The organism is Marivita sp. NO-S04 (genome assembly GCF_059070475.1).
In genome coordinates this window covers 1-15,892 of sequence record NZ_JBKAEE010000004.1, presented here as the reverse complement: position 1 = coordinate 15,892, position 15,892 = coordinate 1, and the positions used below count along the sequence as shown (strand labels likewise).

The following is a 15,892-nucleotide window of genomic DNA, read 5'->3' as shown; positions in this document are numbered from 1 at the left end:
ACGCCGCGCAGCACTTTCGCTTTGGGTCACGGGTTCAACTCCTTGATCACGGTGTTCAGGCCACTCTGCCAGTCGGCAGGTCTGATCCCGAAATCCGTCGCCAGTTTGGCGCAATCAAGCCGGGAATTGAGCGGGCGGGTTGCAGGCGTTGGATAATCCGATGATGGGATGCCTGTCACCGCCACATCGCGCCCAGCCTGTTGGAAAATCTCCCGCGCAAAGTCCGCCCAGCTTGTGTGCGGCTCCCCGGCATAGTGGTACGTGCCGCCCTTCGCCCTATCACGCATGTGATCCGCGAGGATCAGCAGCGTCGCGGCAATATCTGCCGCCGGGGTTGGTCCGCCGATCTGGTCGTCCACCACGGTGAGCGCATCGCGCGTTTCACTGAGCCGCAACATAGTCTTCACGAAATTCGCCCCATGGGCGGAAAACACCCAGGCTGTGCGTAGGATGATGTGTCGTGCGCCCGCCGCACGGATCGCCTGCTCTCCAGCCAGCTTGGTCCGGCCATAGGCATTTTGCGGTGAAACAGGGTCTGACTCAGTCCATGCCCGCGTGCCGCTGCCGTCAAAGACGTAATCGGTCGAGACATGCAGGAAGGGAATATCCAGATGCGCACAGGCCCCCGCCATCGCACCGGGGCTTGCGGCGTTGATCCGTTGTGCCATCGCCTCTTCCTCTTCGGCCTTGTCGACGGCCGTGTAAGCCGCGGCATTGATGACGACACTGGGTTTGAGATCGGCGATGATGGCCGCGCAGGATTGCGGGTCGGACAGATCCGCTTGGTCACGCCCCAAGGCAGTGACATCCCCCTGTCGCTGCAATTCGGTGGCGACCTGGCCCGTCTTGCCAAAAACCAGGATCATGTGACCCATGCCCAGCGAGGGGCCAGCCCCTCGCGCTCCCCGGAGTTTATCTGGCAAGATGAAAGAGCAGTCATCCCTTCACCCCCAAACGCTGGCCCACCCCGTCGCGGTCCTGCAAGGCCTGCCACCAGGCGGCATTGTCGAGATACCAGCGCACCGTGCGCCGCAGACCTTCCTCCAATGTCACCGAAGGCTGCCAGCCCAGCTCACCGCGCATGCGCTTGGGATCAATCGCGTAGCGCAGGTCATGCCCGGGACGGTCGGTCACGAAGGTGATCAACTGCTCATGCGGCGCGCCGTTGGGCACCATCTCGTCCATCAGCGTGCAGATCATGCGGACAAGGTCGATATTGCGCGCCTCGTTCTCACCGCCGATATTGTAGGAGCGGCCCACCACACCGCGGGTGACCACCGTCAGCAACGCATCGGCATGATCTTCAACGAACAGCCAATCGCGCACATTCTCGCCCGCGCCGTAAACCGGGATCGGCTTGCCATGAAGCGCGTTCAGAATGACCACCGGGATCAGCTTTTCCGGAAAATGATAGGGCCCGTAATTGTTCGAACAGTTCGACAGCACCACGGGCAACCCGTAGGTGTGGTGCCACGCCATCACCAGATGATCACTGGCCGCCTTTGAGGCCGAATAGGGCGAGCGCGGATCGTAGGGGGTTTCCTCGGTGAACTGCCCCTCAGCCCCCAGAGACCCGAAGACCTCATCGGTCGAGATGTGGTGAAAGCGGAACGCTTGCGGTTTGCCCTGACGCTCCCAATAGCCCCTCGCGGCCTGCAATAGCGTATAGGTGCCCACCACGTTCGTATCGATGAACGCCCCCGGCCCGTCGATGGACCGGTCCACATGGGATTCAGCGGCCAGATGCATCACCGCATTGGGCGCATGTTCGGCAAATACAGTCTCTAACAAAGCGCCATCGCGGATATCACCCTGCACGAACCTATAGCCGGGCGCATCCGCCACAGAAGCCACATTGTCGAGGCAGGCCGCATAGGTCAGCGCATCGAGGTTCACGACCTCATGCCCCTGACCAATCGCCTGCCTGACCACCGCAGAGCCAATGAACCCGGCCCCACCTGTCACCAAAAGCTTCACGTGTTACTCCACTCAAATGGGCTGTCGATCTCAGTAAGTGCCGGCGCAACTGCATCCTTGTCCGACAAGATCGGATCGCCAGACACACCCCAGTCGATGCCAACGCTGTCCCACCGCACAGCGCCTTCGGCGTCAGGCGCGTAATACCCAGTGCATTTGTAGATGATCTCGGTGTCAGGCGCCCGCGTGACAAACCCGTGCGCAAAGCCTTCGGGCACCCAAAGCTGCCGACCGTTCTCAGCGGTCAGATCGACACCCACCCACTGTCCATAGGTCGGTGAGCCACGCCGGATATCCACCGCCACATCGTAAAGCGCCCCGCGCCCACAGCGCACCAGCTTGCCCTGCCCCTTGGGCGGCGCTTGGTAATGCAACCCGCGAATGGTCCCCACCTCGGCCGAGAGCGAATGGTTGTCCTGCACAAAGACCGGGTCAATCCCCGCCACCTCGGCCAATCGCGCCGCATTCCACGTCTCGGCAAAGAACCCCCGTGCATCGCCAAAGCGCCGCGGTGTCAGGATCAGCAGCCCTTCGAGAGCGGTCTTTTCAAAATCCAGCATCAGCCGTCCTTCTGCGTCTTCACCCAGGCCAGAAACGCCCGGTCAGGGTTCTGCAATCTGGGCCGTCCGGTTTCATCCCACCACGCGACCCAGCGCGCCTGCAAGGCGTAAACATCCGAACCGGGCCGCAGTTCGCGCACCATGGCAAGCGTGTCTTCCAACAGAACCGGGGCATCCATGGGGCGCGGTTTGGCCCGTCGCGTGACAACAAGCACATCACCCTCGCGCTCGGTGAGGGAATAATCGGGCAGGTGGTTCTCAGCGATCATCTTGCGCACAGCCGCCCGGAACACCCGCACCGGAGCCGCCGATCCCGATTTCAGATGCAGCACGGGCACCGAGATCGCCCATTCCGCCTGCCGCCCGCAATGCTTGCGCGCCAGCTCGTAGATCCGCCGCTCCAAGGGCTTCCTCAGCCGAAAGTAATCCCGGCTCAGCGTCAGCACCGACCGCGCACAGACCGCCCGATAAAGCCAGTCCGACAGGGTCACCGTCACGCTGATCATCCGCCCGCCGCGCGACTTGCGCAAAATCTCCCAGGACTCGATCAGGCCAAACCCCCGGGTCACCTCCACCCCGCCAGTGTCGATATTGGTGGTGATGCGCGTGCCCGCCAGCCGCTCGAACCCTTCGCGCAACCGCGAATAGCTCTCGCCGCCAGTATCGCGATTGGTCGCCACCAGAAGATCATGCGCGCGTAGCGTCAGCGTCCGCCCCACCTGCCGCCCGGCATTCATCGCCGCCACCAGCTGGCTGATGCAATAGATCAGGATGTCCTTGTCATGGATCGTCGCCCGACCCTTGACGCTCGGCACCACCTCCACCGCAACCCCGTTATGGGCATAAGACAACACCCGCCTGTCGGGCCGTGTGCTCAGCGAAAAGATGGGGTGTTCCATCGACGCCAGATCGTCCTTCGGGCTGGCGCCAAAGATATCGCAGACGAAAAAATCGCCCGTTGGGTGCCGGTCGGGCAACAGCCCGCCACTCATTGGTCCCGTCATTGGGGTCCGCCTGTATTTGCTCTGCTCGATCCCCGGTTGTTTTTTGAGGCCGGCTTTTATGCCGACTCGGCTTTCGGGGTTTCAGTGACACCCAACCTAAAGTTATCCACAGCGTGCGTCTATCCAAAGCTGGGATTTCAGCGGAGGATCGGAGTCGCTCTCTCGGGGGATTGGAGTCGCACAAACGGAGGATCAGAGTCACCACGATCGATTACATCGCAATTTTTCTCTTTAAAAAAAGATGCTTAGAAACAAGTTCAAAATCCCATAACATATAACTAACAGATTTTAACAAACCGGTTGGATCTGAACACCTCCTGCCCAAGCTCTGTTCTGGGTAGTTAAGTCTGTGAATCTGCTTAGAAAAGAAAAGAGTGTTGCAGTTTTTCTTCCATGTACGCATTTTTATGGTAGCCTGGTGAAAAGAGCGCACATAGAGGCGTAATTTTCAGGCAAAACCGGGCAGCACATGACACAAGACAACCCTCTTCCCCCCTACTTTAACATCAATCCCGACACCGCGCTCGATGCGCTTGGCGCGCCCACCACAACGGCGGATTTCGGCAACATCGCCCGCGCCTGCGAAGCCGGTCGTGCCGATCTGGCCAGCCGTGGTCTTGAGGAAAACGGCGCACGGCAATTGCGCCTGTTCTCCACCTGGGAAATCACCCGCTACCTGATCCCTGTCGCCACCGGGCATTTCCGCCGCGTGCTGAAACAGAACCCCGACCTGCCGCAGGGCCGATCCGAGACCACCAGCGGCGCCAAATGGTTCACCTTCGACGAGGTGCTGCGCCTGCGCGCCCATTTCGCCTCTGAGGGGTCCAAGACCAAGGAATACCTCCCCTACCGCCCCAAGGGGCAGCCCGCCAAGCTGGTCGCTGTTGCCAACTTCAAAGGCGGCGTAGGCAAGACCTCGACAGCAGCGCATCTCGCGATGTCCGCGGCCCTTGATGGCTACAAGGTTCTGGTTATCGATCTGGACAGCCAAGGCTCCATGACCTCAATCTTCGGCGGCAAGGTGCAGGACGAATGGTCCACCGTCTTCCCGCTGCTCGCCCGCCACTATGCGCGCCACCTGCAAGGCGAGAACCAGCGCCGCATGGACCGGGGTGAGGCCCCCACGCCGCTTGACGACACGCTGTCCGAGGCGCTCAAGTCGCGCAGCGAAACACTCGTGCAGAAAACCCACTGGCCCAATATCGACCTGATCGGCGCGCAGCTGAACCTCTACTGGGCCGAGTTCCAGATCCCTGTCTGGCGCATGGCCTCGCGCGGCTGGAAGCTCTGGGATGCGCTCACCGACTCGCTGTCGGAGGATGGCATCCTCGACCAATACGATGTGATCTTCCTCGACACGCCCCCCGCCCTTGGCTACCTCACCATCAACGGGCTGGCGGCTGCCGACATCCTGCTGGTGCCCCTCGGTGCATCCTTCCTCGAGTTTGACAGCACCGGCCGCTTCTTCGACATGCTGCACTCCACGTTCGGCTCCATCGAGGACGCCGAGAACATGGCCGCGCGCGCCTTGGGCCGCGATGGTCTGGCCTTCCAATGGGATGCAGTGCGCGCCGTGGTCACCCGTTATGACAGCGCCCAGCAGGCCGAACTGGCCGCCCTTATGCAGGCCTATCTTGGCCCCACCCTCTCGCCCCACCGGCAGGGCTTCACGGCTCTGATCGGACAAGCCGGCGAGCAAGTGCAGGGCATCTACGAGGCCGATTACCGCGATTTCAACCGCGAGACCTATGTGCGCGGCCGCGAAACCTTTGACGCGACCTATGCCGCCTTCAAACAGCTTCTCATCGGAAGCTGGCACCGCGACGTGCAACTGGCCCAGCAGGCGGCGGAGTGAGCCGATGTTCGCAGCGCAACACGCCCCCTTCATCTTGCCCGTAAACTCCGGGGTTTGGGGCAGCGCCCCAATCCACCGCACGCCACGGACACCAAAGTTTAACCAAACGCGCCAAACCTCCCGGCCGCAAAAGACAGGAGGCTTCCATGGCCAAGCGTAAACGCCTGACACCGCCAAACCCCACCTATCTCGACACGCCCCCGCTCGAGACCAAGTCGATGTTCGCAACCCCGCGCGCTGCGCCCATCGCAGATGTAGCGCGGGATGCGTCCAGCACCGCCGCGCTGAACGAACTGTCCGACAGCCTTGCACGCGCGCGCGAAGAGGGGCGCATGGTGGTGGACCTGCCGCTGGATCAGATCGTTGTCGACCACCTCGTGCGCGACCGTCTGGTGGTGGACGAGACCGAGATGCAGACGCTCAAGACCTCGCTGCGCCGCCGTGGCCAGCAGACGCCGGTCGAAGTGATGCAGCTGGGGGATGGGCGTTATGGGCTGATTTCCGGCTGGCGGCGTTGCCGGGCATTGGCCGAGATCGCCGAGGAAGACGGCAGATACGATCCCACCGTTCTGGCCCTCCTGCGCCGCCCCGAAGAGGCGTCGGATGCCTATCTCGCCATGGTCGAGGAAAACGAGATCCGCGTCGACCTGAGCTATTTCGAACGCGCCCGCATCGTCGTCAAAGCCGTGGATGAGGGGGTGTACGGCACGGAACGCACCGCGCTGCAGATGCTCTTCCACTCCGCCTCCCGCGCCAAGCGCTCCAAGATCGGCAGCTTCCTTCCGGTGGTCCGCGCGCTGGACGGTGCGTTGCATTTCCCTCAGGCATTGAGCGAACGGCTCGGGCTAAGCCTGTCACAGGCGCTGAATGATGATCCCGGTTTTGCCGACCGTCTGACCGCGCGGCTGGCTGCTGCCGAGATCGACAACCCCGAGACCGAAACTGCGCTTCTGACCAAGGCTCTGGCAGCGCAAAACCAGTCTCTAAAAGCCAAAACAGAGACAACATCGGCCAACCCGGAGCCGGCGTTTCGCGACGAAACCATCGGCGCGTTTACTCTGCGTCGTCACCGCGATGGCACACTCTCGATCTTGGGCGCGGCTTGGCCGGACAAGCTTGAACCGGATCTGAAGCGGTTGCTCAGCAACGCATCGGCTTACGTTCCAAAATAGGTCCGGTTCGGTCCTAATGTTTCGCACGCGAAACAATGGGTCCGTTTCGGACCTAAATCCACAGGGTGCCGACCGCGGCCACATCTTTGGTATGGCCTGGCGTGGGATCAACGCACTTCCTCCTTGGTTAAGCAGGCGTTAACCATCTTCGGTCAAGTCTGGGCGATGATCCGATCGTCCGGAAAGGACTGCCGATGTTCCTGCGTCTGGCGCAGCTCTATCGCCGCTATGCCCATCGTCATCTGTGCCTCTCGTTCTCCGGCGGGGCGGCAGCGCAGGGGTCTTTCGGTCCGGTCATCCTGCGGCGGGGGCGCGTCTGTGTCGACAGGAACGGGCGCATTTTGAGCGACGCAGACGCCGTTCTGCTGGAGCATGGCGGCGCGCAGATGTCGGGTCATGCGCCTTCTCTGCCCTATCTGTCAGGGGCATCGGTGCGGGTTTCGCTGCGAAACCCGGCGTCCGTGCCGGTTACCTTCCCTGCCCTGTCGCGTGTGCGTCTTTGTTGCGCCCATCTTTCGCTTTGGCCCGGCCTGCTTCGGCGGATGATCATGGTTCTGCCGCTTCTGCCCTATGCGCGCGATCCGCATGTCCGGTCCCGGGCGAAGGCGCGGCTTGGGCTGGGCGAGGATGCGCCAGCCCCCGTTCTGCATCTCGCCCCTCCCGATGCACCGCTCCACCCTTTGACGACAGGCATCGCGATCGTCTTGCCGGTCCACAACGCTGCCCCGCATGTCGCCCGTTGCCTTGATCGCATCGCGACCATGACCGATCTGCCGTGGAGCCTTGTGATCATCGAAGACGTGAACCGCCCCGGGTTTACCGGAGAGTTTCTGGTTCAATAGTTAGGCTGCTTTTTCGTCAGCGTTCAAGCTTGCGTAGAATGCCTCCTCTGCTTCTTGTGGCGTGATGTAACCGACGGCGCTGTGAAGGCGGGTGTTGTTATACCAGTCGACCCATTTCAGAGTTTCCCATTCGACCTGACCGACCGACTTCCAGGGGCCGAGGAACTTGATGACCTCGGTCTTGAACAGGCCGATGATGCTTTCGGCGAGGGCATTATCATAGGAATCGCCGACGCTTCCGACCGAGGTATCGATGCCGGCCTCTGCGAGCCGCTCGGTGTATCGGATCGACAGGTATTGGCTGCCACGATCACTGTGATGGATCAATTTGTCAGCCTCAGACGGCGCCCTCTGGCAGATGGCCTGGTTCAGGGCATCCAAGACGAAACCAGTCGTCATCGAGGTCGAGACCCGCCAGCCAACGATCTTGCGGGCGAAGACGTCGATGATGAAAGCCACGTAGACCATTCCTTGCCAGCTGGAAACATAGGTGAAGTCGCTGACCCAAAGCTGGTTTGGCATGTCCGCCACGAAGGCTCGGTTTACCTTATCGTGCGGGCAAGGTTGTGCCGTATCGGGGTTGGTGGTGATCACCTTCTTGCCCCGCACAACGCCTTGTAATCCCATGACCTGCATCAACCTCTCCACCGTGCAGCGGGCGATATCATGGCCACTGCGGCGTAGCTGGTGCCAGACCTTGCGCGCGCCATATCGGCCCCGGCTGCCCTCGAAGGCCTGCTTGATCGCAGCCATGTCCAGCTGATCCTGCCTGGCCCGGTCCGATGCCAGATCCGGATCACGCTCCACGGCCTTGAAGGCGTAATAAGTCGATGGTGCGATCCCCAGAACCCGGCAGATCGGCCCGACACCATGGACACAACGGTGATCATCAATGAACGCGATCATTTGCGGAATGGGCGGTCGAGCTCCGCCGCTGCGAAATATGCGCTGGCCTTCTTCAGGATCTCGTTGGCCTGGCGCAGTTCACGGACCTCACGCTCAAGTTCCTTGATCCGATCCTTCTCGGCACTTGTCAGACCGGCCCGCTGCCCGGCATCGCGTTCGGCCTGCTGACACCAGACCCGCAGACTGTCCGGCGAACAGCCAAGCTTCGGCGCGATGGCCTTATAGGCGGCCGTATCGCTGGAATAATCGGTACGGTTCTCTCGAAACATCCGAACACCGCGTTCGCGAAGCTCGGCCGGATAGGCGGGGGTGAATCTCTGCTTTGTCATAGGGCTCATCCTTTGAGTGTTTTACTCTCCGGTAAACCCGGGGCGGTTCAACGGCTCGACGGATGCGTCTCTGCGCCCGCTGCTGCAGGCATGGGTGACAACGCACCCCGAGGCCTCTCTGATTTGCCATGACAGCCCTCGGGGCTTCGCCGGCGCCGTCAATGCCGGGCTTGTGGTGCTTGGCGCCATCGACCGTCCTGTGGTGCTGCTCAACTCTGATGTCACTCTGCCGCAGGGCTGGGCCTCGCGCCTTGTGGCGCCGCTCTTGACCGATGCAGCCATCGCCAGCGTCACGCCGCTCTCGAACGAGGGTGAACTGATGGGTGTCCCGCACCCCTGTGCCGGTGTTTCGTTGCGAAACACCGAGGCTGATATGGTTGATGCCGCTCTCGCGCCGTTTGCACGTTGCTCTGCCCTGCCCTCTTTGCCCACCGGGTCGGGGTTCTGCATGGCGCTGTCCCCCCATTGGCTGGCCAAGGTACCGCGCTTCGACGAAGGCTTTGGCCGTGGCTATGGCGAAGAGGTGGATTGGTGCCAGCGGACCCGTGCGCGTGGTGGGCGTCACGTCTGCCAGCCGGGGATATTCGTTGGCCATGTCGGTGCTGCCAGTTTCGGCGTGGAACAGAGACGCACATTGCGAGCCCGTAGCGCCCCTGTCCTGTCCCGCCGTTGGCCTCGGTTCGATGCCGAGGTGGCTCAGGCGAAGGCTTCGGATCCGCTTGTCGCAGACCGCCTGCGCGCCGGGCTGCTTTGGGCCAAGGTGCGATTGGATGGGGTGCCCCTACCCGTCTACGTGGCGCACAGTCTTGGTGGCGGCACCTCGCGCTGGCTGGGCCAGCGTCTTGCAACCCACGAGGTCGCCTTGGTGCTGCGCGTCGGTGGGTCGCTGCGGTGGCAGATGGAACTGCACACTCAGGCTGGGGTCACGCGTGGCGCAACGGCGCGGTTTGCGGTGATACAGACTCTGTTGCGCCACTCTGGTCCGCGTCACGTGATCTATGTCTGCGCCGTGGGCGACCCCATGCCAGAAGAGATCCCGTTTCGCCTGCTCGACCTCTGCGCGGGTGGGCATCGCCTCGAGATGATGTTCCACGATTATTTCCCGCTGAGCCGTGATTACACGTTTCGCAGCGAAACCTATCCCGAATGGCAGGCGCTTTGGCGGCCCGCGCTGGATCGCGCGGAACAGCTGACTGTGTTTTCAGACGCCTCATCCAGGATTGTCGCTGGAGAGCATCCCGATCTTGCTCACAAGATCCGTCTGTCGCCACATGGTCCGCTTGGGCCTGTGCCGCGCCTGTCACCTGCACCCTTGGGACAAATGGTTCTCGCGGTGCCGGGGGATCTCAATGTGCAGAAAGGGGCTGCGGTGGTGCGTGCTTTGGCGGCCATCTTTGCCCAGACTCAGGAGGCGAGGCTTGTGGTTCTGGGAGAGGTTGCCCCGGACTGCCCGTTGCCGCGCGCGGTGAAGGTGCTGGGTGGTTACCAATTGGAGGACCTGCCGCATCTGGTGGCGCGGCATGGGATTGGGGCATGGCTGATCCCGTCGCTGTGGCCAGAGACGTTTTCCTATGTGACGCAGGAATCACTGGCGACCGGTTTGCCGTGCATCGGCTTTGATTTGGGCGGGCAAGGTGACGCGCTGCGCCGTGCCGGGAATGGCCATGTGGTTTCGTTGCGAAACAGTGCCACGCCGGATCTAGACGCGCTGCTGCGCGGCTTGCGTGCGGTGCCGGGGTGGCCGGATCAGGTGGGCGAAACAGCCGTTCTACCGTCGCGGCACTGGTCGTTTCGAAAGATGCGGGCATGAGTCTTGTGGGTCCTGAAATAGGTCCGGATCGGTCCTATTGTTTCGCGCGCGAAACATTGGGTCCGTTTCGGACCTATCTCTCAGAGGTCACTGAGGATGTCCCGATGCCAGCGCATCAGCCCGACCCCTGCCAGCAGCGCAACACCCAACGCCAGCGCCATTACATAGATCGGGCTGGCATAGGCCGCGTCATAGCCGGGATACAGACCGCGCCGCACAAGGCCTGTCACATGGATCAGCGGGTTCCACCACAGGATCTCGCGCCAGGGCAGGGGAACCGCCTGATAGGTAAAGAACACGCCCGAGATCAGGAACATCGGGCGCATTGCGATGGACCAGACCCGTTGCCAGAGCGGCATCAACCCGATCAGAAGGCAGTTCATCATGCCCAGTCCAAGGCTCAGCGTAGCAAGCAGCCCGGCGGCTTGCGCCAGAACCGCCAGATCCGGGGTGGCGCGTGTTTCGCTGAGAAACAGGATGCCCCCCAAGAGCAGGCTGGCCATGGCAAGCTGGGTCAGCACCGCAAGGACAAACCGCGCAAGGATCGCGTCGAACACACCTACCGCCGGATAGGCAAACAGTGGGCGCGAGAAGTTCAACGCTTGGGCCAGTTTGCCGGTGATGTCCGAAAACGCGAGAAAGGGGAGCAACCCCGTGGCGTAGAACAGTGGAAAGCTGGTGCCGAGGGCAGGGGCGTGAAAGCCAATGGCAAAGATCACCGACAAAAGCGCGATGCCCGCCAAGGGTTCGGCCACGGCCCAGAGGTAACCTCCGGGCACGCGGCCGTGAGTGGTGGTCATTTCCCGCAGCATCAAGGCACCAATTGCCCGCCACAGGGTAGGACGGGCGGTTGGTGTCATCGACGTGTTCCGCTGCGAAATTCCCGCATAAGGAGAAATGATACGGCATGACTCAGCTAAATGCAATCAAAAGTAATCCGGCTGTCCCGTTTCATGGAGTCACGCTGCCTGCGGCGCAGGTGATCCCGCACTGGCCCTTTGCCCAGTCTCGCCGTGCGGGGCGGCATGTGGCGGTGACGCTGTCCTTTGCGGTTTGTGTGCTGCTGCCAGTGTGTCTTGCCGCGTGGTATCTTTGGGCGCGGGCGGCGGATCAATACGCCTCCGAGGCTGGCTTCGCGGTGCGCCGGGAAGAGACCGGTGCGGCGGTCGAGATGCTGGGCGGTCTGGCGGGTCTGTCAGGGGTGAGTTCGCGCGATACGGATATTCTTTACGAATTTCTGTCGTCGCGCCGTCTGGTGGCTGAGCTGGCGGCGGATCTGGATCTTGCCAACCTTTGGGCCAAACCGGGCACAGACCTGTTTCGCGGTGAAACAGACCCTGTTTTTGCCTTTTCCAAAGACGGATCGCCCGAGGCGTTGCACCGCTATTGGCGCCACCGCGTGCAGGTGGCTTATGACAGCCGCGCCGGGCTGATCTCGCTCCGGGTGACGGCGTTTGCGCCCGAGGATGCGCAGGCCATCACCCAAGGTATCGTGCAACGGGCGACTGCGCTCATCAACGAGTTGAGCGATGTGGCGCGGGACGATGCGATCCGCGATGCGGCCATGACATTGGAGGCGGCGGAAACTCGGCTGCGGCTGTCGCGCACGCAGGTGACGGCGTTTCGCAACATGCATCAATTGGTCGATCCGGCAGCGGATGTGCAGGCGCGGGCGGGGCTGCTGGGCAATTTGCAGGGGCAGTTGGCCGAAGCGCTGATCGCGCTGGACCTGTTGCGCGACGCCACCCGTGCGGGTGACCCACGGCTTGCGCAGGGCGCACGCCGTGTGGCGGTGATCGAGGACCGGATTGCGGCGGAACGGGCCAAGCTGGGGTTTGAGGGCGACGGAGAGGCCTTTGCCAGTGTGGTGGGCCAGTTCGAGGCGCTGATGGCGGATCGGGATTTTGCCGAAGCTGCCTATATGGCTGCGCGGACCACCTATGATCTGGCGCAGGCCGAGGCGCAGCGGCAGAGCCGCTACCTTGCTGCATGGCAACAACCGACCCTGCCCGAGAGTGCAGAATACCCGCGTCGGGTGCGCTGGCTGGTCGGGATCGCAGGTTTTGCGCTGTTGTTCTGGGGGTTGGCTGTGCTGTCGGTTTATGCCGCGTTGGATCGGCGCGGATGATCGTGCTCGACGACCTGTGGAAGCGGTTTCCATCTGGGCCGCTGGTGGCGCAGGGGATCACTGCCACGTTCCCGGCGGGGCAGGCGACGGCGCTTTTGGGGCGGAATGGTGCCGGAAAATCATCGCTGCTGGCGATGATTGCAGGGACGCTGCGGCCCGATGCGGGCCGGGTGGTGCGGAATGGGACCGTTTCCTGGCCTGTGGGCTTTGCGGGCGCGTTTCATCCCGATCTGACGGGCGCACAGAACACGCGGTTTGTGGCGCGGGTCTATGGTGTCGATAGTCCGGCGGTGTTGGAGTTCGTGCGCGCGGTGTCCGGGTTGGGGGAGGCGATGCGCCAGCCGGTGCGGCGCTATTCCAGTGGTATGCGCGCGCGGCTGGGATTCGCGATCTCCATGGGCATTCCGTTCGACATGTATCTGGTGGACGAGGTCACGGCGGTGGGGGATGCCGCGTTTCGCCGCGAAACATCCGAGCTGCTCAAGGCGCGGCTGGGGCAGGCGGGGGCCATTGTGGTGAGCCATGCGCCTGCGCAGTTGCGGGGGCTGTGTAGCGCGGGGGCTGTGCTTGAGGAGGGGCGCTTGCGGATGTTCGACGATCTGGACGAGGCGATTTCGGTGTATCAGGCGGGCGGGGCTGTTATGCCGCCAGCCACAGGGCCAGTCGGTCTCGGCGCCAGTGGCGATACGCGCTGAGTTGGCGCAGGCGGGGGCCGGGGGCAAGGGAGAGGGCGTGGCGCAGGATGTTTTGATTGGTGGGGGTCAGATGGTTCATATGTGGCTCTAACATCGCCAAATTCGTGCATACCCAGTTTCGGTAGGTGCCGTCTCTGAGCTTGTTCATCCGCCAGAGTGCAGCCCGCAGACCCGCCCGTGGCCCAAGGTGATTGCCTGCATGGGCGCGATAGAACAGGCCGGGGCGGGCGTCTTGCAGAACATCGGTCCCTGCACCGGTCAGTAGGAGGATCAGCCACCAGTCCCAGAACGGGGCATCGACCATGCCGACGCTGCGGGCGAGTGCCACGGCGGTCGCATCAAGCATCAGCCCGCTGCCGGGCATCCGACATTCCACCAGTGCGTTGCGAAACGTGGCCGGGGCCTGACCCCGCCAGCGCATGACGCGCGGTGCCTGTCCGTCGCGCAGAAGCATCCTGTGGGCGCAATAGACCTGTCCGGCGGGTGTGCTGGTGCTGTCTTGCGCCAATGCGGTCAGGCCGCGTGCCAGGTGGTGTGGCAGCCAGAGGTCGTCCTGATCGGCAAAGGCAACCGGGCCTGGGGGCAGGTCTGGGTGACAGAGCAGGCCGAGATAATTCGCCGTCATGCCCTGCTGCGGGCCGCGCAGGAGCATAACCGGATTGGGCTGGTCCTGCGCGAAGGCGCGGATCAGGGCGCGAGTGCCGTCGGTTGATCCGTCATCACTGATCCAGAGCGACCAGTGGGGATGGTCCTGCGCGGCAAGGCTGGCCAGTTGCGACCGCAGGAACGCGCCGCCGTTGCGGGTGCCCATGAGCACGGTGATATGGGGCAGGGGGGCCATGTTAGGATCATGGCGCGGTTGAGTGAGTTTTACAACCTAAAGTAGATCCTTGGTCAGGTGTCGGCATGATACGAAGGATGGCGTGGTTTTGCCCACACTCCGCGAGCGGCTGACGGCGATCCACCGGGATCGCTTGAGGCAATGTCCCATCCGCATTAAGGTCAGGCTCAGGCCCCGACCGGGACGCCAGATGCCAGTTTCGATGACAAGGGTCCCCCAGTGATGGAGTTTCCTCCGATCTATATCCTGAGCCTCGAGGGGGCGCAGCGCTTTGCGGCGCTTGCCGAGGCACTGGAGGCGCGTGGGTTGGCCTATGAGGTGATCTGGGGCATCGACGGTCGCACGCGCCTTCCCCAAGAGCATGAACACCGGGTGGACCGCACCGGGGCCGAGGCGCGTATGGGGCGGCCGATGACGGACGGAGAGTTCGCCTGCGCCCTGTCGCACCGGAAGATCTATGAGCGGATCGCTGCCGGGGATGCACCTTCGGCCATCGTGCTGGAGGATGATGCCGATCCGTCGTTGCCGTTCTTCGATCTGGGGCCCGCGCTGGTCGATCCACCCTGCGGGTTGCTGCTGTTTGATCACAAGAACACCTATGTGAAGGTGCGCGACCGGCTGATTCTGCCCGGTGGGGTGCGCGCCTACCGGGTGGCGCTGCCGCCTTTTCTGGCCACCGGTTACATGGTGTCGCGCGAAGTGGCGGCGCATCTGGCGTTCCGCAATGGTCCCGTTGTGCAGCCCTCGGATTGGCCCGATGCGATCCTGCAATTCGACAGCTATGCTTGTGATCCGCGCGTGGTCACCCAGCGCGGACGTACAGCAGGCAATTCCAGCCTCGAGGCCGGACGGCGCAAGCATGGGCATCGTCAGCGCAAGAGCCTGCGACGTCTGCTTTATAAATCCTATTGGCGGCGCTGGGTGACCAAGCGGCTGGCGCGCAAGCTGGCGTAACCGGAACGGGCGCGGGGTATGTGCAAGCGCGCCGCCCGCAGATTGCATCCTATTCAGCGGCGGCAAGTCGGGGTGGGGCGCTTTCCATTCGCAGACTGTGCAGCAGCAGCCCCAAGGGCCGCGGATCGGCAGAGGCGCCCAGATCGCGTGGGCTGTGGCAGGTGGGCAGGCTGAGGTCGATGCGCAACGGGCCGCTGAACTGTGGCAGGGGCAGATCCCAATCGAGTGCGGGATCGCTGCCGCGGGTGCGGGTGTCGGACCATGTGGCGCGGCGTCCGGTACGTTCTTCGATTGCGGTGATTGTGAGCGTCAGTGTCTCATGCGCCAGTGCCGCCTCAAGCAGGGCGGCTGTGCCCGCAAGCCGCGTCACCGGATGATCGGGGTCTGACAGGGCGCGGATGCTGGCCTGCGGTCGGGCGGTCCAGATGCCCGTATCTTCGGGCGCATGAAACCCATCAAGATGCAGTGCGACCTGATCGGGCTCGCGGGCGACGCGGATCAGGTCGGTCTCGGAGGTGAGCGGAGGCAGGGGGCGCAATGTGCCCGCCTCTGGGGGGTGCAGCATGTCCTGAATTGCGGTCATGTCGGCCCGGTCGAGCAGTGCATCGCCGCGCCCGTCGAGCCAGGTGGTCAGCGCGGACCCGGTGCCGCGGCGACAGGCCAGATCGGTGAGCTGTGCCTGCGCCTCGGGTGGGGTGCGCTGCCCCAGCGCCTGAAGCCCCATCGGGAGGCCCAGCCCGGGTGGCAGGCAGAGGATCACGGCCCAGAGCGCCGGATCACGGATCGGCAGGGCGAGATCCGACAGGTGATGCCCGGTCT

The 15,892-nt window shown here is 63.1% G+C and carries 15 protein-coding genes and 1 other annotated feature; of the genes, 7 read left to right on the top strand and 8 right to left on the bottom strand.

The window, feature by feature from the left end:
* Positions 1–26: 26 nt before the first annotated feature.
* The 4 genes from rfbD to ACK3EW_RS23900 all read right to left on the bottom strand — a co-directional run bounded on the left by rfbD (position 27) and on the right by ACK3EW_RS23900 (position 3,541).
* A complete protein-coding gene (rfbD, locus tag ACK3EW_RS23915; protein WP_493809924.1) occupies positions 27–866 on the bottom strand; it encodes a dTDP-4-dehydrorhamnose reductase in 840 nt (279 codons plus the stop codon).
* Between the two features lie 70 nt (positions 867–936).
* Positions 937–1,977 carry a dTDP-glucose 4,6-dehydratase gene (rfbB, locus tag ACK3EW_RS23910; RefSeq protein WP_493809923.1) on the bottom strand — a complete coding sequence of 347 codons (1,041 nt, stop codon included), beginning with the start codon at positions 1,975–1,977 and terminating at the stop codon, positions 937–939.
* On the bottom strand, positions 1,974–2,534 hold the full coding sequence (gene rfbC / locus ACK3EW_RS23905) for a dTDP-4-dehydrorhamnose 3,5-epimerase (protein ID WP_493809951.1): 561 nt from the start codon (positions 2,532–2,534) through the stop codon (positions 1,974–1,976). The genes rfbB and rfbC overlap by 4 nt, the downstream gene beginning before the upstream one ends.
* 2 nt (positions 2,535–2,536) lie before the next feature.
* Positions 2,537–3,541: a replication initiator protein A gene (locus ACK3EW_RS23900; protein WP_493809922.1), complete on the bottom strand. Its 1,005-nt coding sequence runs from the start codon at positions 3,539–3,541 to the stop codon at positions 2,537–2,539.
* A gap of 469 nt (positions 3,542–4,010) precedes the next feature.
* Between ACK3EW_RS23900 and ACK3EW_RS23895 the strand changes: the two genes are divergently transcribed.
* The 3 genes from ACK3EW_RS23895 to ACK3EW_RS23885 all read left to right on the top strand — a co-directional run bounded on the left by ACK3EW_RS23895 (position 4,011) and on the right by ACK3EW_RS23885 (position 7,410).
* Positions 4,011–5,396, top strand: a complete 1,386-nt coding sequence (locus ACK3EW_RS23895) for an AAA family ATPase (protein ID WP_439119511.1) — start codon at positions 4,011–4,013, stop codon at positions 5,394–5,396.
* Positions 5,397–5,542: 146 nt separating this feature from the next.
* A complete protein-coding gene (locus tag ACK3EW_RS23890) occupies positions 5,543–6,568 on the top strand; it encodes a ParB/RepB/Spo0J family partition protein (RefSeq protein ID WP_493809921.1) in 1,026 nt (341 codons plus the stop codon).
* A gap of 194 nt (positions 6,569–6,762) precedes the next feature.
* Entirely contained in the window at positions 6,763–7,410 is a 648-nt protein-coding gene (locus ACK3EW_RS23885; RefSeq protein WP_493809920.1) for a hypothetical protein, read from the top strand.
* On the opposite strand, the gene ACK3EW_RS23880 is transcribed toward ACK3EW_RS23885, so the two are convergent.
* Positions 7,411–8,645 (bottom strand): IS3 family transposase gene (locus ACK3EW_RS23880; protein ID WP_493808251.1). Its coding sequence is split into 2 segments (ribosomal slippage): positions 7,411–8,345 and positions 8,345–8,645, totalling 1,236 coding nucleotides; the frame shifts between segments, so codons are not numbered across the junction.
* Positions 8,242–8,358, bottom strand: a sequence feature (AL1L pseudoknot). It overlaps the preceding gene by 117 nt.
* Positions 8,646–8,661: 16 nt before the next feature.
* Between ACK3EW_RS23880 and ACK3EW_RS23875 the strand changes: the two genes are divergently transcribed.
* Complete coding sequence (locus tag ACK3EW_RS23875) at positions 8,662–10,455, top strand: glycosyltransferase (RefSeq protein ID WP_493809919.1); 1,794 nt, start codon at positions 8,662–8,664, stop codon at positions 10,453–10,455.
* Between the two features lie 80 nt (positions 10,456–10,535).
* Here ACK3EW_RS23875 and ACK3EW_RS23870 read toward each other — a convergent pair whose 3' ends face one another.
* Positions 10,536–11,267, bottom strand: a complete 732-nt coding sequence (locus ACK3EW_RS23870) for an ABC transporter permease (RefSeq protein ID WP_493809950.1) — start codon at positions 11,265–11,267, stop codon at positions 10,536–10,538.
* A 95-nt stretch (positions 11,268–11,362) separates the two neighbouring features.
* On the opposite strand from ACK3EW_RS23870, the gene ACK3EW_RS23865 reads away from it, so the two are divergent.
* Positions 11,363–12,583 carry a KpsE/RkpR family capsule polysaccharide export protein gene (locus tag ACK3EW_RS23865; RefSeq protein WP_493809918.1) on the top strand — a complete coding sequence of 407 codons (1,221 nt, stop codon included), beginning with the start codon at positions 11,363–11,365 and terminating at the stop codon, positions 12,581–12,583.
* Positions 12,580–13,278: an ABC transporter ATP-binding protein gene (locus ACK3EW_RS23860; protein WP_493809917.1), complete on the top strand. Its 699-nt coding sequence runs from the start codon at positions 12,580–12,582 to the stop codon at positions 13,276–13,278. The genes ACK3EW_RS23865 and ACK3EW_RS23860 overlap by 4 nt, the downstream gene beginning before the upstream one ends.
* Here the strand turns inward: ACK3EW_RS23860 and ACK3EW_RS23855 are convergent.
* The gene (locus ACK3EW_RS23855; protein ID WP_493809916.1) at positions 13,223–14,119 is read right to left on the bottom strand and encodes a glycosyltransferase; all 897 of its coding nucleotides are present in this window, start codon (positions 14,117–14,119) and stop codon (positions 13,223–13,225) included. The two genes, ACK3EW_RS23860 and ACK3EW_RS23855, sit on opposite strands and share 56 nt — an antisense overlap.
* A gap of 222 nt (positions 14,120–14,341) precedes the next feature.
* Between ACK3EW_RS23855 and ACK3EW_RS23850 the strand changes: the two genes are divergently transcribed.
* Positions 14,342–15,073, top strand: a complete 732-nt coding sequence (locus tag ACK3EW_RS23850) for a glycosyltransferase family 25 protein (RefSeq protein ID WP_439119536.1) — start codon at positions 14,342–14,344, stop codon at positions 15,071–15,073.
* A gap of 49 nt (positions 15,074–15,122) precedes the next feature.
* Here ACK3EW_RS23850 and ACK3EW_RS23845 read toward each other — a convergent pair whose 3' ends face one another.
* Positions 15,123–15,833 (bottom strand): hypothetical protein, encoded by a 711-nt coding sequence (locus ACK3EW_RS23845; RefSeq protein ID WP_493809948.1) that lies wholly within the window; start codon positions 15,831–15,833, stop codon positions 15,123–15,125.
* Positions 15,834–15,892 lie beyond the last annotated feature (59 nt).